The following is a 21,578-nucleotide window of genomic DNA, read 5'->3' as shown; positions in this document are numbered from 1 at the left end:
TCGGCGACGCCTCCCATAGTCAGCCCTACAAACGTGGGTAGGAACGTGGGTAGGAAATGCGGCACCTGCATCGGCTGAGCGCGCTGGCTGTCAGTCGCCTCAAGGAGGCGGGCATGCACGCCGACGGCGGCGGCCTCTATCTGCAGGTCACCCGCAGCGGGGCGAAGTCGTGGATCTTCCGGTACGCAATGGGCGGGCGCGAGCGGGAGATGGGGCTCGGCTCACTGCAAACCGTGAGCCTGGCCGAAGCAAGAGAGCGGGCGCTCGAGGCGCGCAAGCTGAAGAGCAACGGTATCGATCCGATCGAGGCGCGGCGCGCCTCCAGATCCACCGAGAAGCTGGAGGCGGCCAGAACCATCACCTTCAGGACCGCCGCCGAGGCCTACATCAAGGCCAATCGCGCTGGCTGGAAGAACCCCAAGCACGCCGCCCAGTGGGCCTCGACCCTGGAGACCTACGTCCATCCTGTGTTCGGCGACTTCGCTGTCGGAGCCATCGACACCACCCTCGTGCTCAAGGCCATCGAACCGATCTGGACCACCAAGTCAGAGACGGCCAGCCGGGTGCGCGGCCGGATCGAGACGGTCCTCGACTGGGCGACCGTCCGTGGCTACCGCGAGGGCCTGAACCCGGCCCGCTGGCGCGGCCACCTCGACAAGCTCCTCCCGGCCAAGGCCAAGGTGCGCAAGGTGGAGCATCATGCCGCCCTGCCCTACCGCGAGCTGCCTGACTTCATGACGAAGGCCCTGCCCCAGCAGGTCGGCATCGGGGCCCGGGCCCTTGAGTTCGCGATCCTGACCGCCTGCCGCACCAACGAGGTGATCGGGGCCCGGTGGGACGAGATCGATCTGGACGCCCGCCTCTGGGTCATCCCCGCCGACCGGATGAAGGCCGGGCGGGAGCACCGCGTTCCCCTCAGCCCCGGCGCCTGCGAGATCGTCACGTCGATGGCCGAGATCCGGACGTCAGACTACGTCTTCCCCGGCGGCAAGGCCGACAGCCCCCTCAGCGAGATGGCGCTTCTGGCGACGCTGCGGCGGATGAAGCGGACCGACATCACGGCGCACGGCTTCCGGAGCACCTTCAGGGACTGGGCCGCCGAATGCACAGACGTGCCCGGCGACGTGGTGGAAATGGCCCTGGCCCACACCGTGGCGAACAAGGTCGAGGCGGCCTACCGCCGCGGGGACCTGTTTGAGAAACGTAAAGACCTCATGGACACATGGTGGCGCTTTGCAACCAAGGCGTGACCTGATGCAGCCCACCGAAATGTACTCGTTTCAACCGCAGAGCGTGGAAGAGGCAATTTACGTAAGGAAGCTCTACCGAGATCAAATTGCCAAGCTTCACAAGGCTCTAATGAATAGCAATGTCCTTCTTGATGATTATCTCCGCCATATCGAGGAGCACGGAGAGCCTGATAGGAGCAAAAATAACTACTACTTCAAGGCTGAAGAGCTTGCACGATTTAAATCGGATCTGCAATACCAAGAAGCGTACTACTTGAATAAAGTGGATGGCAGCGTAAACATTTTTTACAGAACGGCCTTCATGTGCCTTTCTGCGATGGAGATCGCAGTTGAGCTGCAAAACGACCTCAAGAAACTGAAGCGTTTGGCCAACGGACTCGAGAAAGGGCGAGAGTCCGCAAATCTGAGAAAAACGCTCGCCAAAAACGCGACCAACACCGAGCTCTTGCTGGCGCTCAGGCGGCTCTATGAAGGCGGGGCGAGGTACCCCACCCTCGACGCATGGTCCAACAAGGTGATCGAGATGCTGCCCCACCTCAGCCCCCCGAAGGGAAAGCCGAACGGCAAGCTAAACCATAGAATTTCGAAGCTTGGGCGTCAGACGTTTGGCGTGGATTGGCCCGTTAAGCCACGCGGATGAGTTTAATCGTCCCAATCTGAAACGAATTGAAGCGCCACTGGCTGATCAGACATAAACTTCCCTCGCACCCGACCTCAGCCCGGATACGCTTGGACCTCTAGCAACACAGAGGTGTCCATATGGCGTCTGAGAATTTCCCGGGCAAAGTCGCCCTGTCTGTAAACGAGTTCTGTCACGCGTGCTCGATCGGCCGCAGCACCTTCTATGAAGAGGTGAAGGCCGGTCGCATCCGCATCCTCAAGGCCGGCAAGCGAACCCTCATCGCCTCTGCCGAAGTCGACCGCTGGCTCGAGAGCCTGGCTGTCCGCTGAGCCCTGAAACGAGGAGCCTCGCCTCCGGGCGAGGACGCGATGATGACCTCTCTCCCGTCACCCACCGTGCGGCGGCGCTCCCTGGCGCCCCGCCATCCCCCTACCGGCCTCCGGGCGCCGCCTCGACCTGCCTGTCCGGCCGGGCGAGCTCCAGGCCGGCTCACCCTCAGGGAGGCGCGCCCATGACGCCCCCGCCCCGAGCCCCGGCCTCACGCAATGGCCGGGCGGCCTATCTGCAGCGGCGCGAGGAGGTCGAGGCGCGCCTTCGCCAAGGGGCGACCCTGACCGTGATCTTCCGCGAGATCAGCGGCCAGCTGCCCTTCAGCTACCAGCAGTTCGCCAAGTACGTCCGGCGCTTCAGCCTGCACGCCTGCCCAGCTCCCTACCGCCCGAAGCGGAAGCCCCAGCCGGACGTCGCGGCCCCTCAAAGGCCGCCTGAAGCCCCGCCGCCACGTCCGCCCAGCGCCCGCCCCCCGGCTCCGGCCGAGCAAGGCGAAACACGGCGCGACAGCGCGAAGGTGGGCGAAACAATGCGCCTCTTTTAGAAGGTTGAAGAAGTCCATGATGCATGGTCTGACCCAGTCAGCTTCCGAAAGATTCCGAGAGATTCCGGAAGTTTCCACCTGCTTTTGCTGGCAGGATATGCACAGAGACGTCTCTTACGCTGACGCGTCTCGACGCCCCTCTGCTGCGTTAGTCGCCACAGGCTCCACCGCGTTCCTGCGCTGCGAGGCGTACGCCGGCTCCCGCCGGAAGGGGGGCGGCCATGACTGACCGCCGCCGCGCCAGGGACGCTGAACGGCGCGCGCACCGGATCACCGTCTATCTCGACAGTGAAGAACTGCAGCGCATCGAGCGCGTCTCCGAGACCTCCAGGCTGCCCAAAGGCGTCTTCCTCAGGCGTGTGGGCCTGGGGTCAACGGTCAAGCCGGTGCTCGATCCGGCGCAGTTGCGCGAGCTCATCGAGGTTCGTGCAGAGCTGGGCCGGGTGGGCGGCGCCTTGAGCCGCTGGATCAGGGCGCTTCCCGCAGAGGGCGCGACGACGGCCGAGGTCAGACAGATGCTGGAGAAGATTGAAGGCGTGGCCGAGGAGGTGCGATCGAAGGTGCGCGCCCTGTGATCGCGCACCGCATCTGCAAGAAGGCGGGCTCGGCCTCATTCAAGCGCCTTGGCCTCTACATCCTCGACCTGAAGTCGCCGGACGACCCCCGGGCCTTCGAGCGCCTCACCCGCTATGTCGTGGACAAGGAGGGGACCGGGGAACGGGTTCTGGCGGCCCGGGTCACCAACTGCGTGGACGACGACATCGAGATGGCCCTGAAGGACATCGAGCTCGTCCAGCGGATGAACACGAGGTCCCGGTCAGACAAGTCGTACCACCTGGTGATCTCGTTTCGTGAAGGGGAGCGGCCGCGGCCACATGAGCTGCGCGACATCGAGGATCACCTCGTCGCCGCGATCGGCCTGTCCGAGCATCAGCGGATATCGGCCATCCATGACGACACGGACAACCTCCACATCCACGTCGCCATCAACAAGGTCCACCCGACGACCTACCGCAACGTCGAGCCCTTCCATGACATGCGAAGGCTCATGGAGGCGTGCCGGGAGGTCGAACTCCGATACGGGCTTCAGCGGGACAACCACGGCCTATCTGCGGATCGGGAAGCCCGGATCGAGGCGCGTATCGACCGCGCGGAGAAGATGGAGATCTTCTCCGGTCGCGAGAGCTTTGCGACGTGGGTGAAGGATCGCACGCCGGACATCCTCGGCGTAGCGGGACAGGCGCGGACCTGGCAGGCGCTCCATGAAGGGCTGGCGGGCGTAGGGCTCGCCATCAAGCCCCGCGGCGCCGGCCTCGTGATCATGGCAACGGACGGAAGCGCCGCCCTGAAGGCGAGCCAGGTCGATCGCAGCCTGTCTTCAGGGGCCCTCTCGGCCCGTCTGGGACCGTTCGAGCCGGCCAGGGCCCAGGCGCTTTCGCAGGGCGTTACCGGCTACACCGCAGGTCCGCGCCAACGCGGGGCAGACGAGCTCTACCGCCAGTACAAGGCTCAGCGCGAGGCCGCCGAGGCGGATCGAGCGAGGCTCAAACAGCTCAGCGATCAGAGACGCAAGGCCAGCCGGGCCGCCGTCCTTGAACGCTTCGAGCAGCGTCGAAAGGCCCTCTTTGCTGATCCCTATCTGACGGCCGAGCTGCGGCAACGGCAGCTCAACGGCCTTCGCGTGCGCCGGGCGGAAGACCTCGCCGGGATAGAGGCAGAGACCGCTCGCCAACGCACGGAAGCGAACAGGGCCGCTCCCCTTCTCAACTGGACGGCCTTTCTCCATCAGCGGGCCATTCGCAGCGACTACCAGGCGCTGCGTCTCCTTCGCCAGACCAGCAGGGCTCGCAGCGGTCCTTACGCCAACCGCCTGACGGCGCCGGACCGGACACGCTTCGTCGAGGCGAACCAGATGGGGGCGCGTACCGTCAGCAGGACCGGCGACGTGACCTACCTGGTCAAGGGGACCTGGAAGGTCGTCGACCGCGCCCGGGAAATCCGGGTCGATACCGACGAAGCCGTAGCCGCCGGCTTCGCGCTGAGCCTGGCGGTGGAGCGCTTCGGCGATCAGCCCTTTGTCGTCACGGGCAGCGACGCCTTCAAGGCGGCGGTCGTGGCGTGCGCCATCGCGTATGGCGACCGGGTGAAGTTCGCTGATCCTGCGCTGGAGCGAGTTCGCCAGGCCTCGCTCCCCAGAGAACAGCAGAACGCCCCCGCGCCGGAGCCCGAGCTTTCAGGCGCCCCCAGGTACATCGCGGAGCGGAACGCCCTCGTGGGCAAGGCTCCCGACGTCCTGCGCCACCGACTCTGGACGCCAAAGGACGCCGGCTGGGCCATCTACGCCGGGCGGCGGCACTTCAGCGATGGCTCCGAAGGGGTGCTGCTAAGGCGCAACAACGAGATTCAGGTCCTTCCGGTCAGCTCCACTCAGGCCGCCAAAGCCAGCACCTGGATCATCGGTCAGGACGTCGCCACGGATGAGCGGGGGCGCTTCGTCCATGCCGAACGCGAGCGTTCGCAGGGGATGGAGCGGTAGGGGCGGTCTGCTGCGCTGGTTGATGGCTACGCAGACCTGCAGCCTGCAAACCTCAACAAACTCGCATCAGGTCAGGTCTGTCTTTCCCGCGCCCCCTTGAGAGCGACAGCGCCTGGAGCTTCGACGGCCCCTCCAGCTGCCAGAGCGTCGAGAACAGCAGGGGCGTCGCGTCGGGGTCGGCCTGCAAGCCGATGACGCAGTCGTGCAGATGCTCCAGCTCCGCGACCTCGTCGTAGAGCGCCCAAGGGTCAGCGAGCGCTTCCTCCAGATGGTCGCCCCTCGTCAGCCTCAGCCGGTTCTGGAGGTCGTCCCATCGCTCTTGCAGCAGGGTGAGCCGCGGACGCACACCGGGGCGCTCGCTCTGGGGCAGTTGCGGGTCGAGATGGCGTCCGATCATCAGCTCGGCCTGGTGGCAGGCCTGCTGGACGGCGCGGACGTGTTCTATCAACCACTGCCGGTGCAGGTCGGCGATCAGCTGTTCATCGGTGTCATTGAGCCATGGGGAGAGGTCCACCACGATCTTCCCGGCCCACCCGTCCTGCCGGACCATCGGCAGACATTGGCCAAGCATTTCAAGTCCCCGCTCGACCCTCTTTCTGTCCGGGTCGGAAAACTCAGAGACGAAGAACCCGAGCCGCCTCGGATCGTAGGGGGTTGAGTGGAGCTTGCGCATCCAGAGCAGCAGCACCTGGCGGAGCGCGCGGGCTCCGTCGTCGGCCAGCCCCATCTTGGTCGCGCGCCGCATCAACTCGATGGAGATCAGACTGAGCAACTCGTTCAGGCGGTCGCCCTCGAGATACGAGCCCGGCCCGATCAGGGAGCCGATGGCTCCGTCGTCCTCTTCGTCCCTGCCCGTTTCACCCATCAGCGCGCCACCTCGCAACTCACACCGATAGTGTGTAGCCCCGAAGATTGGCCTGACGCAACCAAGGTCGTGGCCAAAGCTCCGGACCTCATCGCTATGGGCGCGCGCGTCAGGGCCGCACGGCTGGCTGCCGGCCTGAGCCAGGAAGAGCTCGCCGAACGGTCAGGGCTGCACCGGAACTACATTGGCGGCATCGAGAGAGGCGAGCGGAACGTCGGGGTCCTTGCCCTCGTAGAGCTGGGACGCGCTCTCAACGTGAGCCCGGCGACATTCCTGGCGGATTGATGACCAGCCTCAAGCCGTTAGTGAGGACGGCTGAGCGGCGCCGTCGTGACGATGGGCAACCAGACAGGCGACGTGGAGCGCGCACTCAGCCGAGCTGACGCCAAGCCGGAGCCGCGTCGTGACGGGTTGGCCAATTGGCGACCTCCACCTTTGTCGGAACATCAGGCCGGCATTTGACGGCTCATCGCCACGCTCTGGCCAAGGGGCGGGAACCTCCCTACCCTGCCCGGCATCTTCACACCGGCTGCGCGTCCCCACCATTCGGATGGCGGCGGACAGCGGGCACCATGCCCGCGGTTCAGCGCCTCCAGTTTCGTGGCCTTCAGGCATTGCCTCAGAATGCGACGATGCGGCTCCCCTCACAGAGTAGCCGAGCAAGGCGAGGCCGCAGGCGGATTCGGTTCACCCTGATCGCGCAAGCGACCATCAGCGTTGATGACATCACAATCACCCATATATGACCCCTTAAAGCTCGAAAACGCCTTAACTGCTCACATTCGGGTTCTTATAAGTCGCTCATTGCAGAGGGTCACAAACACCCTTATATGAGTTGCAGCGCCACCTCAGCGCATTCAGTGCCCATATAAGGGTTCTTCCATGCCGGAACCTCTGAACCACATCGCCACCCGGGCCGAGGCGCTCGGCCGACGACTGGCGGCGCAAAGGCTGAACCGCAACCTGACCCAGCGCCAGCTCGCCGACGCCGCCGCAGTCTCGATCAACACCCTTCGCCGTCTCGAAGCCGGAGATAATGTTTCCCTGGATTCACTGATCCGGGTGATGGAAGCCCTGGACCTGGGCGACCGCCTCGAAGCCCTGGCCCCGCCCGCGGATGTACGGCCCGTGGACCGGGTCCGCATGGCCGCGGCCCGCGAACGCCGCCGGGCGACCGGTGATGGCGTGGCCAAGGCGACGCCCTGGACCTGGGGCGACGACACGTGACGGACGCCACCATCCGCCTGTGGGGCCGGGACATCGGCGCCGTCACCTGGCTGGAGGATCAGGGGCACGCCGTCTTCCAGTATACGCCCGAGTTTGCGGCCAGCGGCATCGCGCTTTCCCCGCTGGTGATGCCGCCGAGCGTTGCGCCCTACGCCTTTCCCGAATTGCCCAGGCCTGCCTTCAAAGGGCTGCCCGGGCTTCTGGCCGACTCCCTGCCCGACAAATTCGGAAACGCCCTGATCGACGCCTGGCTGGCGCGCCAGAACCGCGACGCCGCCTCGTTCAATCCGGTCGAGCGCCTCTGCTACATCGGCACGCGCGGCATGGGCGCGCTGGAGTTCCATCCGACGCTCCTTAAGACAACCCGTCGCGCGCGCCGCGTGGAGATCGCCGCCCTGGTGGACCTGGCCAATCAGGTGCTGTCGATGCGCGAGGGGATGCACGGCGTGCTCGGCGGCGAGGACGACCACGACACGCTGGAGGAAATCCTGCGGGTCGGCACCTCGGCAGGCGGGGCACGGGCCAAGGCCGTCCTCGCCTGGAACGCCGGGACCGGGGAGTTCCGCTCCGGTCAGGTTCCCGCCGACCAGGGCTTCACCTACTGGCTGATGAAGTTCGACGGCGTCACCAACAACCGGGACAAGGAACTGGCGGACCCGCAAGGCTTCGGCCTGATTGAATACGCCTTCTTCCGGATGGCGCGCGACGCGGGCATCGACATGGCGGACTGCCGCCTGCACCACGAAGGCGGTCGCAGCCACTTCATGACCCACCGCTTCGACCGCACCGAAGACGGCAAGAAGCTCCATATGCAGTCGCTTGCGGCGCTTCGGCACTACGACTTCAACGCCGCCGGCGCCTACAGCTACGAACAGGCGATCGAGACGCTCCGCCGGCTCGACCTCCCGCCGGTCGATATGGAACAGCAGTTCCGCCGCGCGGTGCTCAACCTGCTCATCCGCAACCAGGACGACCATGTGAAGAACATCGCCTTCCTGATGGATCGCTCCGGCGCCTGGCGACTGTCTCCCGCCTTCGACGTCGCCTACGCCTATAATCCATCCGGAGCCTGGACCAGCCGCCATCAGATGAGTCTGAACGGCAAGCGCGACGGGTTCGACCTGGAGGATCTGGTCGCCTTCGGCGCCGTCTGCGGCTTCAAGCGGCGCCGGGCGCTCGGCATGATCAGCGAGATCGCCGAGCGGGTGCGCGACTGGCCGACCTATGCCAGCGAGGCCGGCGTCCATGAGCCGGACGCCCAGCGGATCAACGGGGCCCTGCGCCTCGATCTCACACCGGCTGATCGACACACCTGACGTCGCGGGACGAGCGCGCGCCAACTTGAAACGTCCCACGAGAGCGTCTCAAACGCGCCATTTCCTGACATTCCCTCGCCGCCAAGAACCGGACGTTGGCGGCTTTGTCGGCGAAACGTCCGCTCCCGACCCTCAACGGACAAAACGTTGCGAAAGCCACAGCACCAGCAGGACGACAGGAACCACGAGTAGCAATTGGTTCATTCGGATGTCCCAGCGCACGGTCGGCACCCGATGAGGAGGATATTCTAGCGGCCAACTCTTTCTTTCGATGGCCTTGATCAGAATGTCGGGGGTGATCGGTATCCGCTGCACACGCCGATAGGGCGGAGCGAAGAACAGGCCGCCGAAGTTCGTCCCCTCCTCACGATGGTGGAAATACCAGAGACAATTTTCGCCATCGATCCCGACTCGATCCCGGAAGCCGTCCATGAAAGCAGAGGCGTCGTCTCCCTCTATGCCGAACCGATCAAACAGATCGGCGTCGCCGCTGGCAGGAAGCCCATCGCCCCAAAACTCCTCGAACCATTCAGAAAGACGTCAACGTGCATCGCTCATGCACCATCGCTACGCCAATGCGGGGCGATCTGTAAGCGAACGAACATCCGCTAACCACCCTTGGCGGACGCCCGGCGCGGCTTGTTGGATGGCTTCAGCGCGCCAGAAGCGGTCCTTGGCTCCCTGACCGAAACCGGGCATTTAGCCCCCCGCGGTCTCAGAGCGGCAAAGCCTTCGCAAGATTGGCCTTCAGCTTCTCATCGGGTCCCAGAAGCGGCTTCGGCGGCGACGCTTCGGTCAAGCCCAACATGTTCGCCGCTGTATACATCAGCCGAAGACTGCCGTGGGCACGGAACAGGTCCCACAAGCCGGCGAAGGCGGCGTCGCATCGGTCCGCTTTCTCGCGATCGCCTCTGACAGCCGCCACCGCGAGCGCGGCGGCTTGTTCAGGAAACAGCCCGCCAGCCACGCTGTACCAGCAGTCGGCGCCCGCCAGCAGCGCTGCCTTGCAGCCCCAGTCGCCGCTGTAGCCGATGGACAGGTTTGGCGCCGCCTGCCGAAAAGCCGCCAGGTCGGCGGCGATGTCGCCGGACGCCGGCAGCGGCAGCTTGATCGCGGCCACGGTCGGGATCGCCGCCAGACGGGCGACCAGTTCCGGCCTGAAGGTGAAGTTGGTCGTGCCAGGATTACTGTAGATGCATAGCGGCAGGTCCGTGGCGGAAGCGACGGCGAGGAAGTGCTGAAAGACCTCCTCCTCCGTCAGCGGCGTATAGCTGACCGGCGCCAGGAGCAGGCCGGACGCGCCCTCCTCGGCCGCGTCGCGCGCCAGGGCCTGGGCCTCGTCGGTCCGCATGGCGCCCACGCCGACGATGATCGGGATTGAGGCGACGGCTTCAACGGCCGCCGCCACGGCGCGTCGCCGCTGGTCGTGGCTCAGGAACATATAGGTCCCGGTGCTGCCGAGCAGGCCTATGGAATCGGCGCCGCCCGCCTCGATGCGTCGGACCAGCCGCTGCAGGTCGGTCGCGATGATCTCGCTTTCCGACGTCATCGGGGTGATGGGAAAGGCCGAAAGGCCCGAAAACAGCGCCACGCTTCTGCTCCAGAATATCGCCTCAATGAGGATCCGCGCGGCACTCGGCTCAAATCAGGCTTGGCTTCAATTTGTGTCGGTCCAGCCGATCAGTCTGGACGCTGAAGCAGAAGACTGCTCACCTGCAGCAATGAACTGAGACGCTTCAACCCGGCGATCAGATCATCGCCCGCCCGCATCAGCGCCGAGATCGGCATGGGGTCCAGGCACTCGAGGACGAACCACATGGCGGTGCTGTCGTCGGTGATCCGCGTCCGTACGCCCTGTCGCCAGTTCCACCGCCGACAGGTCGCGCCGCGATCATCGCGCCAGATGACCTCGCCGGAATCAATCACTTCGATCTTCGGTTCGCCGTTCTGGGCCGTGTCGAAGGCTTCGCCGCCCTGGGCGACGACCAGCCTGGGCATCCCGGCGTAGGCGTCCGCATCCTCGCCGCCGATCGGAAGGGCGTAACGGAGGCTGATCGCATTGTAGAGATCGACGACGGCGTTCATCGGCGGCAGGGTCCCGTCCCGCTGCGCCCGCTTGCGCAAGGCCTCCACGGAGCATGGCGTCCGCTGCGGCTTGGCGCCGAAGGCGCGGTAGGCGTCGCGCCAGGCGTCCAGGTGCGCCTCAGCCCACTCAGGCTCCTGCGCCTCACACGCTAGACGCAACTGTTCTACGCCATAAGGATCGCTCGGCCCATTGCGCGCGCCAGCGACAAGGATGCTGAGCGCGGCGAAATCCGGACGCAGGGCGTAGATTTCCGGGGTGATGACGGGCGGGTTCATGGGGACCTCAATGTTCTGAAATGGCCTCAGGCGAAGACGCCGCGCACCAGGACCACGGCGATGACGGTCATCATCAGGCCCGTGACGACATCCAGCACGCGCCAGGCGAGCGGGCGGGCGAAGAGAGGCGCCAGAAAGCGTGCGCCGAAACCGATGGCTGCGAACCAGAAAGCGGCGAAGGTCGAGGCTCCGATGATGAACAACAGCCGCCGGCCCTCGGGCAGGCTGGACCCGACAGCCCCCATCAGCATGACGGTGTCGATGTAGACATGCGGGTTCAGAAGGGTGAAGGCGGCGGTGGCCGCCAGTGCAGCCCCGAGCGACAGACCTGCGCCGTCCTGAACGACCAGAGCCTCCGAGCGCATTGCCCGCCGAAAGGCCCCAACGGCGTACCAGGTCAGGAAGGCGGCGCCGCCGAGGCTCAACGCCATCGACAGGCCGGGAACCGCCGCCAGAAGTTGGCCCAGACCGTTCACGCCGGCGATGACGAGGACGGAATCCGCCACGGCGCAGAACAGAACGACCGGCAGGACATGCTCGCGCCGCAGCCCCTGCCGCAGCACGAACATGTTCTGGGCGCCGATGGAGACGATCAGGCTGGCCGACAGGGCGAAACCCTTCGCCAGGGGCGGAAGAATGGAAACGATCATGGGCTGCTGATCGCATGGCGTAGGGCCGTAGCCGAACTAATCTTGCTTAGGCTAGATTAGCAGACCTAATGCTCGACTATCCCGCCCTCGCCGCTCTGGCCGCCGTCATCCGCACCGGTTCCTTCGATGCGGCCGCCGAAGCCTTGTCGGTCACGCCCTCGGCCGTGTCCCAGCGCGTGAAAGGATTGGAGGAGCGGTTAGGTCTGCCCCTGGTCATTCGCGCGACGCCGTGCCGACCGACCGAGGCGGGGGCACGGCTGGCGGCCCACTTCGATCAGGTGGCTCTTCTGGAGCACGACATGATGGCGGGCGATCCCGTCTGGGCCGCCGCGTTCGGCGGCGCGCGCCCGACCTTGAAGATCGCCCTCAACGCCGACAGCCTCGGCACATGGTTCGCTGGCGCGGCCGCCCGCTTCGCCGCCGCCCAGCCGAACACCCTGTCCCTGGTGCTCGACGACGAGGCCGACACCGCCGAGCGTCTGCGTTCGGGCGAGGTGATCGCCGCCGTGACGACCGCCGGAAAGGCTGTCGCCGGATGTAGCACCCTGCCGTTGGGCTCGCTTCGCTACGTGGCCGCCGCGACGCCCGACTTTCGCGATCGCTACTTCCCAGACGGCGTGACGGCCGCACGGCTTGCCGAAGCGCCAGTACTCCGTTTCAGTCCACGCGACCGGCTGCAACTACAGTGGACCGAAAAGGTCGTCGGACGCCCGATCGAAGGCCCTACCCATTGGGTGCCGTCCACTCAGGGGTTTCTCGATTTCACCCTGGCCGGCGTCGCCTGGTCCCTGACGCCGGAACGCCTTGCCGCTCCGCAGATCGCGTCAGGCCGCCTGATTGATCTCGCTCCTGGCCTCATCGTGGATGTGCCGCTCTTCTGGCAGCACCTGCGCATCACCACCCGCCTGATCGAAGACCTGACCAAGGCGGTTCGTGCTGCGGCGGCTGGCTGGCTACATCCCGCCTGACGGCAACGCGCCAGTAGCGGGCGCTGGGACCGCGCTCAAAAGGAGACATTGCGTCGAGGCGGCGGAGACCAACCTGTCAGCTCGTATGGCCGCCTTTGGCTGGTCGCGCATCCCGCCTAATCTGACACCGTCGAAGAAGGCAGGCTGGTGTGGTTAGCCCGGGCCTCGCGCAAGCGGGTCTGTCCGTCGCTGCCAGCGGCGAGTCCCCGACTTTATAGACATCATGACCTCCACAGAGGAAACCCGACTTGCCCCGGGGCTCAGCGCCCGATGCGATACAGATACGAAAACGTCGGCGCTTCGGCCGCGGCGTCAGGCAGGGGAGGCACCGCTACTGCGACCACCACGCTGTCCCGGGCCTCTTCGTCAAACGCCGTGATCCGGGCATTGAGGGACTCAACCTGGGCCAGATCCGCGTCGCCTTGCGCAACCGTGTACAGACCCGCCGGCCTGTCGAGCCCTTCGGCAAGACCGACGAGGCGTCCTTCATCGATCCTGACCGGCTCGATCAGGGCTCCGGTGGAGTTCAACACTTCGACGCCGGATCTCGCGACGCCGTTCTGGTCGAACCGTTGCCAGAGCTGATCGTCGCCGACCGTGAAAGTGACGCTGATGTCATCGCTGCCCGTGATCGGCGCCAGACGGAGGTTGAAGGCGCGGCCGCGTCCGTTTGACGACACCCAGATCGACTGGACGGAATCGCTCCATTGGCCGTCGGGTTGGAGGATCGTCAGGTAGAGGTTTTCCCCCATCGGACTGCCTGAACTCCAGGCCATGGCTGCGCCCCCGTCCGCCAGCGGCAGGGCATCGACCGTCGGCATGTGGGTGAGCCGATCTTCGAGGACATCGGTTGAGCCTTCCGCCCCGTCGGGAGAGAAGGTGACAAGGTGCAGCTCGTGCATTCGCGTTCCGGAGACGAAGCTTGTGAACGCGACGGCGACCGCTCCGCTTTGGAACGGGATTATCATGCCCCTGCGAGGCTGATCGAATGCATCGGGCTCGGTGAGCAAAGACCCGGTAAGGAGCATGGCCTCGCCCACCGGTTCGCCGTCACTCGAGAATTGCCGCAGCCTCAGGCCAGCCGCCGGCGCCTGGGACTCGCTTACTTCGTCCGCCGAATAATAAAGGACCCAGAACCGCCCATCGTGCGTCGACGCGATGTCGTAGACCTTGCGCTCGTCGGGCACGAATGGACGCCCAACGGGCCCTTCCGGAGTATGGATCTCGACATGCTCGGACCCGCCCACGGGCCGATCACTGATCGTGATCACGAAGCGATCGGGCCCGATCACTTCAAGATCCTTGACGACGCCCGGGAAGGGCTGCCCGATGCTGCCCCGCTGCTGGGTCGATGAGGGACGCTGGGGCTCGATGTGCTGCGCCGCCGCGGGCCAGCTTGCGGCCCCCGCCGACGTTATCGCGAGGATCGCAAGCGAGCGGGCGATGGGTGTGAGATGTCTCATTCAACTGGCTCCGGAATGCGGCCCACAGGTCGGCGGATGGAGTGCGAGGGGATCAATCTCTGTTCTGGGGGCGGGAACTCATTGCTCCGGGTCGTTGCGGATCGGTCCGGGGCCGCTTCGATGCGCGCGATCTGCCCTGAAGAGGCCGCCCGCCATTCGACAGGCCCCTGGGTCCGCCCCCCTTTCGGGAGACTGGCAAGTAGCTCAAGGAACATGCAAGGCCTTGCTCCATGATCTGGAGGGGCCACGGACCAGGCCGAAGACCGCGCCGCCGACCGCGCCCGCGCCCGTCGTCATCAGCAACAGGATCCAGCCCGGCTCTCTCTGTTCGTCCGGGGTTCCGCCGCTGGCGAGGATGAGCCCCCCGGAGAGCAGCCCGACGATCGCGCCGGCCGCCACGAACCACGGCAGGCTGTCCCGCCGGAACGCTTTCAGAATCAGGAATGACGGCAGGCCTCCGATCACGGCGGCCGGAACGGTGAACAGAAGACCAAAAAACGCGTAGACGAGCGCACCGAAGAACCATGACGCCGGCTCTGCGCCCGACGAGGCGCTAAGGGTCGCTCCCAATGCGAAACCGGAGGCGAAGGGGGCCGCTGCAAAGGCCACGATAGTCCGTGCGACCGACATTTCTTCCCCCCTACCGACCGTGACTGGAACCGGCCTTGTCCAAAACGTCAAGGTTGACCGGGACGCGCGTCAGATTGCGTCATGTTGCGCCTGGAGGTCCGGCGCCTCAGCCGTTCAGACGACTTGTCGAACAAGGCCTGTCAGCTGAGGAGGGCTGCGCGCTGGCTTCCACGGAAATGCCAGCGTCGCCCTTGCTTCATCCGCAGGTCGGTTGCGCGGTCTCCGGCTCGACCACGATCTCGACCCGCTCGTCGTTCACCGCCCACGCGACCGCATCACCGCAAGCGATCGTCCAGACGCGGTCTGCAGGAATGCCGCCTTCCACGAGCAGATCCCGAACCAGATTGGCCCGGATTTGCGAGCGCATGGCGCGATCCATTTCCTTGGTGTCCCGGAAGTGAGAGTGGCCTACCACGGTGACCCGCATCCCGGGCCCAAGCGGGGTACAGGGGGCCCGGCAGCCTTCCACGCCCGTCACCCGCCGCGCCGTCCGCTTGACGCCTTCGCGAAAGACCTCGTCCAGTGTGATCATTGGCCCGATGAACTGGACCCGGCTGACGACCGCCCGTGAGGCGCCGCCGTCGGCCTGCTGCGCCTCAACTGGAGTATCAAGACAGAAGAGGATTGCGCCCGCAAAGGCCAGCGAGCGGAATGTCAGACCCTTGCTCATGGAATAAGCCTGCAGCTCGAACTGTGGATTGCCTCGGGGATTGGTCTCGCCTGGAGCGCCCGGGCCGGTGAGAAACAGCTTGACTGAAACTGTCGCCGACCGAGGCGTCAAGGGGTCGACCGGCAGCGGTCAGATCACGTCATCCGCGCCCGGCTCTGAGTAGGCCCACCTCTGGTCCGTGCTTACCACAGGTCGCTGAACGGGCAGAAGAGCGTGCGAGAGTCCCTCGCCGACGGTCAGTTCTGCCAACCGGATGATTGGAATTCCGCTCCTGGAGCGGACGCTCGGAACCGCCGCTATGAGCCCATGGCGGACTCTGGCGGGGCCGGCCAACGGCGTGTCGCCTTTGGGCTCATTTTCGACGTTCGGCAGGTCCGCTTTATGCAGTTGGCGCGTGCGCTCGCGCTCCCGCATGTCGGCTATACACCGGGCGGCTGCCGGAGGCGTCATGGCATGCCACGTCCGCTTAGGCCTGCGCCGCTCCCGGTCTCGCTTGCCGAGCGGCCGCTCAACGAAGGGCTAACCCGATGAGGGGCAGGCTGCCGGGCGGCGTAGAAGCAACATCGAGGGAGTATCGATGAAGCACCTTTTCGCTCCGGTCGTTATCGCAGCGGCGGCCCTGGCTTCGGCGTCCGCCCAGGCCCATGCGCGCCTACTGTCCGCAACGCCGGCCAGCGGCGCGACGGTGGCGGCGCCCCGAACGGTCAGCCTGACCTTCAGCGAGCGGTTCGCGGCCCCGTTTTCGACGGTCGAGATCCGGGACGGACAGGGCCGGACCGTGCCAGCGACGCGCAGCGTGTCGCAGGACGGCAAGACGCTGGTCGCGACCGTCGCGACGCCGTTGCCGGCCGGCGCCTATCGCGTGACATGGGCCATCGCCGCTGCTGACGGTCATCGCATGACGGGCGACTACAGCTTCACCGTCCGCTGAGATGCAGGTCGAGCCGGCCCTGGTGATACTGCGCTGGCTGCAGTTCGCAGCGGCCGCCGTGGCGCTGGGACTGCCCCTGTTCGAGGCGTACGCCGTTCGCGGCGGTTCATCGTCGTTGGCGCGACGTACGGGCATCGCGGCGGGAGGGCTGCTGGCCTGCGCCGCCGCCGCCGGACTGGTCGCCCAGACCGCGCTGATGGCCGGGGGCTGGACAGCGGCGCTGAGCCTTCCGGCGCTGGGATATGTTCTCCAGTCGACTGGTCCCGGCCTCGCCCACGGGGTGCGCACCACCCTTGCTCTCGCGGGGGGCGCCCTCCTCCTGCTCGGCCGCGGTGATCCGCGCGCACGCCGGCTGGCGGTTGTGGCGTTCGCCGGCGCCACCGCCAGCTTCGCCTGGAGCGGCCACGGGGCCTCCAGCGAGGGGCCGGCGGGGGTGATCCACCTGCTGGCCGATATCGTCCATGCCGTCGCCGCTGCGGTCTGGCTGGGCGCACTGGTCGGCTTCTGCCTCAGGCTCGCACGGGAGGGACCGGATAGCGTGGCGACGGCGGGAGCGCTGACGCAGTTCGCCGGCGTCGGCACGGCCGCCGTCGTCGCCCTGGCGCTCAGCGGACTGGTCAACGCCGCATTTCTCATCGGGCCGGATGGCGCGTCGCGCTTGCCGGGTTCGGTCTGGGGCGGGCTGCTGCTCGCCAAGCTGGCGCTGTTTGCCGTGATGCTCGGTCTGGCGGCCCACAATCGGTACAGTCTGACCCCCGCGCTCGCGGCCGCGGTCGCTGCGGGCGGGGAAACGGCGCCGGCGATGCGAAAGCTGAGAGTCAGCATCGGCCTGGAGCTCACTACGGGCGTCGTCCTTCTGGGACTTGTCGCCGTGATGGGTATCCAGATGCCCCCGGTCGCACTGTGAGGTCGAGACGCCCTCCCGGCCCCGGCTCGTAACAGATAGGCTTGAGTTGGCTGGCAGGGTGGCGCCCCCCGGCGAGGGGACGCGCTTCCGCCTGCGTATGACAACGGCAAGACAGGACGAGGATCGGCATGGCTGACCTGGACCGACTGATCGCCGACGGTCCGACGCCCGGCGGGGCGCGGCTCGACACACTGGAAGACGCCGTCTGGGCGCGCGTAGCGCTCAGACGGGCAAAAGGGCGCGAGGCGCGTCTGCGGCTGTCGGCGCTGGCTGTGGCCGCTCTGGTCGGCGGCGTGATGGGCAGCCAGATCGTGCCGCCCGCCAAGCCGGCCGGTGGTGATCTGGCCGTGTTCAGCCCCCGGGTCGCCGCCGCGCCGCTCGATCTGCGGAGCGCCCTGGGATGAGCGGCCTGAAGTCCACCCTGGTCACCGCGATCCTGTCCGCCGCCATCGGCGCGGCCGCCGCCTGGGGCGCCATGACGTGGCAGACCGAGCGGGCGCGGCCCGCCGATCTGCACCGGATCGTCCACGAGCAACTCGATCTCAGCCCCGAACAGACGCGACGTCTCGACGAGATCGAGGCCGCCTACGCACGGGAGCGCGTCCCGCTCGAAGCAGAGGTCCGCGCCGCCAATGCCGAACTGTCCGCCGCCATCGCCGAGAGTCGGGGAGACACGGCCGAGGTCCGGGCTGCGGTCCAGCATTTCCACACCGCCATGGGCGACCTGCAGATGGCGACCATCCGCCATGTGTTCGACATGCGCAGCGTCCTGACGCCGACGCAGGCAGAAGCCTTCGACCGCGCCGTGGTCGAGGCCCTTCGCGCCGACGCTGACTGACGCGAGCGTGGAGCGCGCAGACACCGACGAGCGCCGGGCCGCCGCCGGGGACCCGGGCGCGTTTTCCCGGTTGATGACGGCGACGAAGGGCGACCTCTATCGTCTCGTGCTGCGCTACGTCGGCGATCCGGATGAGGCGATGGATCTGGTCCAGGACACCTACGCCGCCGCCTGGCTGGCGATTGGCCGATACGATTCGACGCGACCTTTCGGGGCCTGGATCAGAACCATCGCGCTGAACAGGTGTCGGGACTGGAGCCGTCGCCGGCGGGTCCGCAGGATGATCCGGGGCGTGATCGGGCTCGATGCGCCGGAGGCGCAACGGGTTGGTGATCCGGCCCCGGGCGTCGAGGATCACGTTGACGACCGCCAGCGCATGGCCCGCCTCCAGGCGGCCCTGCACAGCCTGCCGGACGCCCAACGGGCGCCGCTGCTGCTGGCGGCGCTTGAAGGTCGCTCCCATGCCGAGATCGGCGGCATTCTGGGCGTGTCGCCCAAGGCGGTCGAGCTTCGAATTGCGCGGGCGCGCAGGACCCTTCTGGCGCAGCTTGACGCTGGGTCGCCGTTGCCTGCGACCGGGGGTCGCGAGGGATAGTCCCTGGTCGGGCGTAAGGCCTGACAGAACGACAGGGGCGATCATCCCATGACACTTGCGAGACCTGATCGACGCGCCTTGCTGGGGGGACTGGCCGGCGGCGCCGGATTGTGGGCGGCCCAGGGCCTGCTGCCGGCCTGGGCCCAAAGCGGCTCAGCCGGTCTGCGCGCCGATGTGGCCACGCTTGAGGGCCCGGACGTCCAGCTGACCGTCGGCCATTCGCCCTTCACGGTCGGCGGCCGGACCGGGCACGCGATCACCGTCAACGGCACGCTCCCGGCGCCCCTGATCCGGCTGCGGGAAGGGCAGAACGTCCGGCTTTCGGTGACCAACACACTCGACGAGGACACCTCGATCCACTGGCACGGGCTGCTGCTGCCGTTTCACATGGACGGCGTGCCCGGCGTGAGCTTCCCCGGCATCCGGCCCGGCGAGACGTTTCACTACGAGTTCCCGATCATCCAGTCGGGGACCTTCTGGTATCACAGCCACTCCAACCTGCAGGAGGCGATGGGCCATTACGGGCCGTTGATCATCGACCCGGCAGGACCTGATCCAGTCGCGTGGGACCGGGAGCATGTGATCGTCCTGTCGGACTGGAGCTTCCTGCATCCGCACGAGATCCTCGACCGGCTGAAGAAGAGCCCCGGCTACTTCAACCGCTCGCGCACCACCCTCTCAGGTCTGCTGTCGGGCGAGGACGGCATGTCGCTCGCCGACCGGCGGATGTGGGGCCAGATGCGGATGGACCCGCGCGATATCGCCGACGTCAACGGCACGACCTACACCTACCTGGTCAACGGTCACGGCCCTGACGAGAACTGGACCGGCCTGTTCCGACCGGGAGAGCGGGTCCGGCTGAGGGTCATCAACGCCTCGGCCATGTCGATCTTCAATGTCCGCATTCCCGGCCTCCCCATGACCGTGGTCAACGCCGACGGCGAGAACGTCCGCCCGGTCGAGACCGACGAGTTCCAGATTTCGGTGGCCGAGACCTACGACGTCATCGTCCACCCGACCGACGACCGCGCCTACACCCTCGTCGCGGAGTCGGTGGACCGCTCGGGAATGGCGCGGGCGACGCTGGCGACGCGTCCGGGCATGACGGCCGACGTTCCGCCGCTCCGTCAGGTGCCGACGCTCACCATGCGCGACATGGGCATGGGAGGCATGGGCCACGGCGGCATGGACCATGCTGCGATGGGGCACGCCGGACATGGATCCGCGCCGGCCGGGTCCGCCGCGGATCATGGGGCCATGCATCATGACATGCGAAACCCGGACAACGCGCCCGCAGGCATGGCGGTCGGCGTCGGCGTCGACATGATCTCGCCGGCCCCGGTGAACCGGCTGGGGGAGCGCCCCATGGGGCTGGAGGACGTCCCGCACCGGGTGCTGGTCTACACCGACCTCGTCGCGCTCGCGCCCAACAAGGACCAGAGGCCGCCCTCGCGGGCCCTGGAGATCCACCTGACCGGCAACATGGAACGGTTCATGTGGGGCTTCGACGGCCGCAAGTTCTCCGAGATCGTCGAACCGATCCGGTTCGAGCTGAACGAGCGGGTGCGGGTGACGCTGGTCAACGACACCATGATGGCCCATCCGATCCACCTGCACGGCCACTTCTTCGAGCTGGTCACGGGCGGTCCGGCGGGACATCAGCCGCTGAAGCACACCGTCAACGTCGCGCCCGGCTCGCAGGTCACCTTCGACCTGACCGCCGACGCGCCCGGTGACTGGGCCTTCCACTGTCACATGCTGATGCACATGCACGCGGGCATGTTCAACGTCATCACCGTGCGCCCGCTGCAAGGCGGCGCCGCATGATCCGGCTTGTCTTCACCCTGACGCCGATGGTGCTGGTCGCCGGCGCCGCCGCCGCCCAGGACCATGGTCACCACGCACCGCCAGCCCGACCGGCCGTGCAGCCATCGCCGCAGACACCAGCCGCTGACCCGCATGCCGGTCACGTGATGTCGCCGGCACAGCAGCCGGAGAACTCCCATGCGGGCGATGTGGCGCCCGTCCGGATTGATCCGCACGCCGGGCATGACATGAGCGTGGGGCACAACGCGCCGGCAGGCCCGCCGGAGGTGCCGACCAGCGCGGATGACCCGGGCCGTCCGCGCCAGCCCCCGCCGCCGGCAGCCGCTCTGACGGGACCGGCCCACGCCGCCGACGCCATCTGGGGCGCCGAGCGCATGGCCGCCTCGCGCCAGATGCTGCTGCTCGAGAATGGCGGCATGGGGGCCACCGCGGTCATCGTCGACCGTCTGGAGCTGAGCTCCGGCGGGGGCGAGGAGGGCTGGACGTGGGACGTCGCTGGCTGGACCGGCGGCGACATCAACCGCTTCTGGTGGAAGTCGGAGGGCGAAGGCGACTTCGACGGCGAAACGGAGGGGGAGCTTCAGGCGCTGTACAGCCGCGCCGTTACGCCCTTCTGGGATCTTCAGGTCGGTGTCCGGCAGGACGTCCGCGAGGATGGAGAAGATCCGACGCATCTTGTCCTGGGCGTGCAGGGCCTTGCGCCCTACTGGTGGGAGGTCGATGCAGCGACCTTCGTCTCGACCGACGGTGACCTGACCGCCCGCGTCGAGGCCGAGTACGATCAGCGCATCACCCAGCGCCTCATCCTTCAGCCCCGAATCGAGGTCGAGGCCGCAGCGGCGGATGTCCCGGAGCTGGGTCTGGGGTCCGGCCTGACGCACGTCGAGGCCGGCCTGCGACTGCGCTACGAGATCGCCCGGGAATTCGCCCCCTATGTCGGGGTCGAGTGGAGCCGTGAGCTGGGCGAAACCGCCGATCTCACACGCGCCGCAGGCGACGAGCCTGAACACACCCGCTTCGTCATCGGCCTCAAGGCCTGGTTCTAGGA

25 protein-coding genes are annotated in these 21,578 nt (G+C 66.8%); 17 read left to right on the top strand and 8 right to left on the bottom strand.

Annotated elements, in window-relative coordinates; all coding sequences use genetic code 11:
* Nucleotides 1-113 precede the first annotated feature (113 nt).
* The 6 genes from VGN74_RS04020 to traI all read left to right on the top strand — a co-directional run bounded on the left by VGN74_RS04020 (nucleotide 114) and on the right by traI (nucleotide 5,282).
* Nucleotides 114-1,250, top strand: coding sequence for a tyrosine-type recombinase/integrase (locus tag VGN74_RS04020; RefSeq protein WP_414643521.1), 1,137 nt, complete (start codon nucleotides 114-116; stop codon nucleotides 1,248-1,250).
* Between the two features lie 4 nt (nucleotides 1,251-1,254).
* Entirely contained in the window at nucleotides 1,255-1,890 is a 636-nt protein-coding gene (locus VGN74_RS04015) for a hypothetical protein (RefSeq protein ID WP_327446070.1), read from the top strand.
* Between the two features lie 119 nt (nucleotides 1,891-2,009).
* Nucleotides 2,010-2,201, top strand: coding sequence for a helix-turn-helix domain-containing protein (locus tag VGN74_RS04010; protein ID WP_327446069.1), 192 nt, complete (start codon nucleotides 2,010-2,012; stop codon nucleotides 2,199-2,201).
* Nucleotides 2,202-2,383: 182 nt separating this feature from the next.
* Nucleotides 2,384-2,746: a TraK family protein gene (locus VGN74_RS04005; protein WP_327446068.1), complete on the top strand. Its 363-nt coding sequence runs from the start codon at nucleotides 2,384-2,386 to the stop codon at nucleotides 2,744-2,746.
* 221 nt (nucleotides 2,747-2,967) lie between these two features.
* A complete protein-coding gene (locus VGN74_RS04000; protein ID WP_327446067.1) occupies nucleotides 2,968-3,321 on the top strand; it encodes a plasmid mobilization protein in 354 nt (117 codons plus the stop codon).
* Complete coding sequence (traI, locus tag VGN74_RS03995) at nucleotides 3,318-5,282, top strand: TraI/MobA(P) family conjugative relaxase (RefSeq protein ID WP_327446066.1); 1,965 nt, start codon at nucleotides 3,318-3,320, stop codon at nucleotides 5,280-5,282. The genes VGN74_RS04000 and traI overlap by 4 nt, the downstream gene beginning before the upstream one ends.
* A gap of 52 nt (nucleotides 5,283-5,334) precedes the next feature.
* On the opposite strand, the gene VGN74_RS03990 is transcribed toward traI, so the two are convergent.
* The gene (locus tag VGN74_RS03990) at nucleotides 5,335-6,147 is read right to left on the bottom strand and encodes a hypothetical protein (RefSeq protein WP_327446065.1); all 813 of its coding nucleotides are present in this window, start codon (nucleotides 6,145-6,147) and stop codon (nucleotides 5,335-5,337) included.
* A gap of 96 nt (nucleotides 6,148-6,243) precedes the next feature.
* Between VGN74_RS03990 and VGN74_RS03985 the strand changes: the two genes are divergently transcribed.
* The 3 genes from VGN74_RS03985 to VGN74_RS03975 all read left to right on the top strand — a co-directional run bounded on the left by VGN74_RS03985 (nucleotide 6,244) and on the right by VGN74_RS03975 (nucleotide 8,690).
* Complete coding sequence (locus VGN74_RS03985; RefSeq protein WP_327446675.1) at nucleotides 6,244-6,432, top strand: helix-turn-helix transcriptional regulator; 189 nt, start codon at nucleotides 6,244-6,246, stop codon at nucleotides 6,430-6,432.
* 597 nt (nucleotides 6,433-7,029) lie between these two features.
* Nucleotides 7,030-7,374 carry a helix-turn-helix transcriptional regulator gene (locus VGN74_RS03980; RefSeq protein WP_327446064.1) on the top strand — a complete coding sequence of 115 codons (345 nt, stop codon included), beginning with the start codon at nucleotides 7,030-7,032 and terminating at the stop codon, nucleotides 7,372-7,374.
* On the top strand, nucleotides 7,371-8,690 hold the full coding sequence (locus VGN74_RS03975; RefSeq protein ID WP_327446063.1) for a type II toxin-antitoxin system HipA family toxin: 1,320 nt from the start codon (nucleotides 7,371-7,373) through the stop codon (nucleotides 8,688-8,690). Before VGN74_RS03980 ends, VGN74_RS03975 begins: the two co-directional genes overlap by 4 nt.
* 132 nt (nucleotides 8,691-8,822) lie before the next feature.
* Here the strand turns inward: VGN74_RS03975 and VGN74_RS03970 are convergent, their stop codons facing one another.
* From VGN74_RS03970 to VGN74_RS03955, 4 genes are all read right to left on the bottom strand, one after another.
* Entirely contained in the window at nucleotides 8,823-9,122 is a 300-nt protein-coding gene (locus tag VGN74_RS03970; RefSeq protein WP_327446062.1) for a hypothetical protein, read from the bottom strand.
* A gap of 283 nt (nucleotides 9,123-9,405) precedes the next feature.
* Nucleotides 9,406-10,281, bottom strand: coding sequence for a dihydrodipicolinate synthase family protein (locus tag VGN74_RS03965; protein WP_327446061.1), 876 nt, complete (start codon nucleotides 10,279-10,281; stop codon nucleotides 9,406-9,408).
* 89 nt (nucleotides 10,282-10,370) lie between these two features.
* On the bottom strand, nucleotides 10,371-11,051 hold the full coding sequence (locus tag VGN74_RS03960) for a B3/B4 domain-containing protein (RefSeq protein WP_327446060.1): 681 nt from the start codon (nucleotides 11,049-11,051) through the stop codon (nucleotides 10,371-10,373).
* Between the two features lie 26 nt (nucleotides 11,052-11,077).
* Nucleotides 11,078-11,701, bottom strand: coding sequence for a LysE/ArgO family amino acid transporter (locus tag VGN74_RS03955; protein WP_327446059.1), 624 nt, complete (start codon nucleotides 11,699-11,701; stop codon nucleotides 11,078-11,080).
* A 68-nt stretch (nucleotides 11,702-11,769) separates the two neighbouring features.
* Between VGN74_RS03955 and VGN74_RS03950 the strand changes: the two genes are divergently transcribed.
* A complete protein-coding gene (locus VGN74_RS03950; RefSeq protein WP_327446058.1) occupies nucleotides 11,770-12,669 on the top strand; it encodes a LysR family transcriptional regulator ArgP in 900 nt (299 codons plus the stop codon).
* Nucleotides 12,670-12,929: 260 nt separating this feature from the next.
* Here VGN74_RS03950 and VGN74_RS03945 read toward each other — a convergent pair whose 3' ends face one another.
* The 3 genes from VGN74_RS03945 to VGN74_RS03935 form a co-directional block, all read right to left on the bottom strand.
* A complete protein-coding gene (locus VGN74_RS03945) occupies nucleotides 12,930-14,132 on the bottom strand; it encodes a hypothetical protein (RefSeq protein WP_327446057.1) in 1,203 nt (400 codons plus the stop codon).
* Nucleotides 14,133-14,336: 204 nt separating this feature from the next.
* A complete protein-coding gene (locus VGN74_RS03940) occupies nucleotides 14,337-14,762 on the bottom strand; it encodes a hypothetical protein (protein WP_327446056.1) in 426 nt (141 codons plus the stop codon).
* Between the two features lie 196 nt (nucleotides 14,763-14,958).
* Nucleotides 14,959-15,432 carry a hypothetical protein gene (locus VGN74_RS03935; RefSeq protein WP_327446055.1) on the bottom strand — a complete coding sequence of 158 codons (474 nt, stop codon included), beginning with the start codon at nucleotides 15,430-15,432 and terminating at the stop codon, nucleotides 14,959-14,961.
* A 577-nt stretch (nucleotides 15,433-16,009) separates the two neighbouring features.
* Between VGN74_RS03935 and copC the strand changes: the two genes are divergently transcribed.
* The 7 genes from copC to VGN74_RS03900 all read left to right on the top strand — a co-directional run bounded on the left by copC (nucleotide 16,010) and on the right by VGN74_RS03900 (nucleotide 21,576).
* Nucleotides 16,010-16,363 (top strand): copper homeostasis periplasmic binding protein CopC, encoded by a 354-nt coding sequence (copC, locus tag VGN74_RS03930; RefSeq protein ID WP_327446054.1) that lies wholly within the window; start codon nucleotides 16,010-16,012, stop codon nucleotides 16,361-16,363.
* Between the two features lies 1 nt (nucleotide 16,364).
* The gene (copD, locus tag VGN74_RS03925) at nucleotides 16,365-17,270 is read left to right on the top strand and encodes a copper homeostasis membrane protein CopD (protein WP_327446053.1); all 906 of its coding nucleotides are present in this window, start codon (nucleotides 16,365-16,367) and stop codon (nucleotides 17,268-17,270) included.
* 128 nt (nucleotides 17,271-17,398) lie between these two features.
* Complete coding sequence (locus VGN74_RS03920) at nucleotides 17,399-17,674, top strand: hypothetical protein (RefSeq protein ID WP_327446051.1); 276 nt, start codon at nucleotides 17,399-17,401, stop codon at nucleotides 17,672-17,674.
* Nucleotides 17,671-18,108, top strand: coding sequence for a periplasmic heavy metal sensor (locus tag VGN74_RS03915; protein WP_327446049.1), 438 nt, complete (start codon nucleotides 17,671-17,673; stop codon nucleotides 18,106-18,108). Before VGN74_RS03920 ends, VGN74_RS03915 begins: the two co-directional genes overlap by 4 nt.
* A 7-nt stretch (nucleotides 18,109-18,115) precedes the next feature.
* Nucleotides 18,116-18,703, top strand: a complete 588-nt coding sequence (locus tag VGN74_RS03910) for a sigma-70 family RNA polymerase sigma factor (protein WP_327446048.1) — start codon at nucleotides 18,116-18,118, stop codon at nucleotides 18,701-18,703.
* A 48-nt stretch (nucleotides 18,704-18,751) separates the two neighbouring features.
* The gene (locus VGN74_RS03905; protein WP_327446047.1) at nucleotides 18,752-20,530 is read left to right on the top strand and encodes a copper resistance system multicopper oxidase; all 1,779 of its coding nucleotides are present in this window, start codon (nucleotides 18,752-18,754) and stop codon (nucleotides 20,528-20,530) included.
* Nucleotides 20,527-21,576 carry a copper resistance protein B gene (locus VGN74_RS03900; protein WP_327446046.1) on the top strand — a complete coding sequence of 350 codons (1,050 nt, stop codon included), beginning with the start codon at nucleotides 20,527-20,529 and terminating at the stop codon, nucleotides 21,574-21,576. The genes VGN74_RS03905 and VGN74_RS03900 overlap by 4 nt, the downstream gene beginning before the upstream one ends.
* The last annotated feature ends 2 nt before the right edge of the window (nucleotides 21,577-21,578 follow it).

Origin of the sequence: Brevundimonas sp., assembly GCF_035998205.1 — a bacterium.
Taxonomy (GTDB): Bacteria; Pseudomonadota; Alphaproteobacteria; order Caulobacterales; family Caulobacteraceae; genus Brevundimonas.
This window is presented reverse-complemented; position numbering and strand designations above follow the sequence as displayed.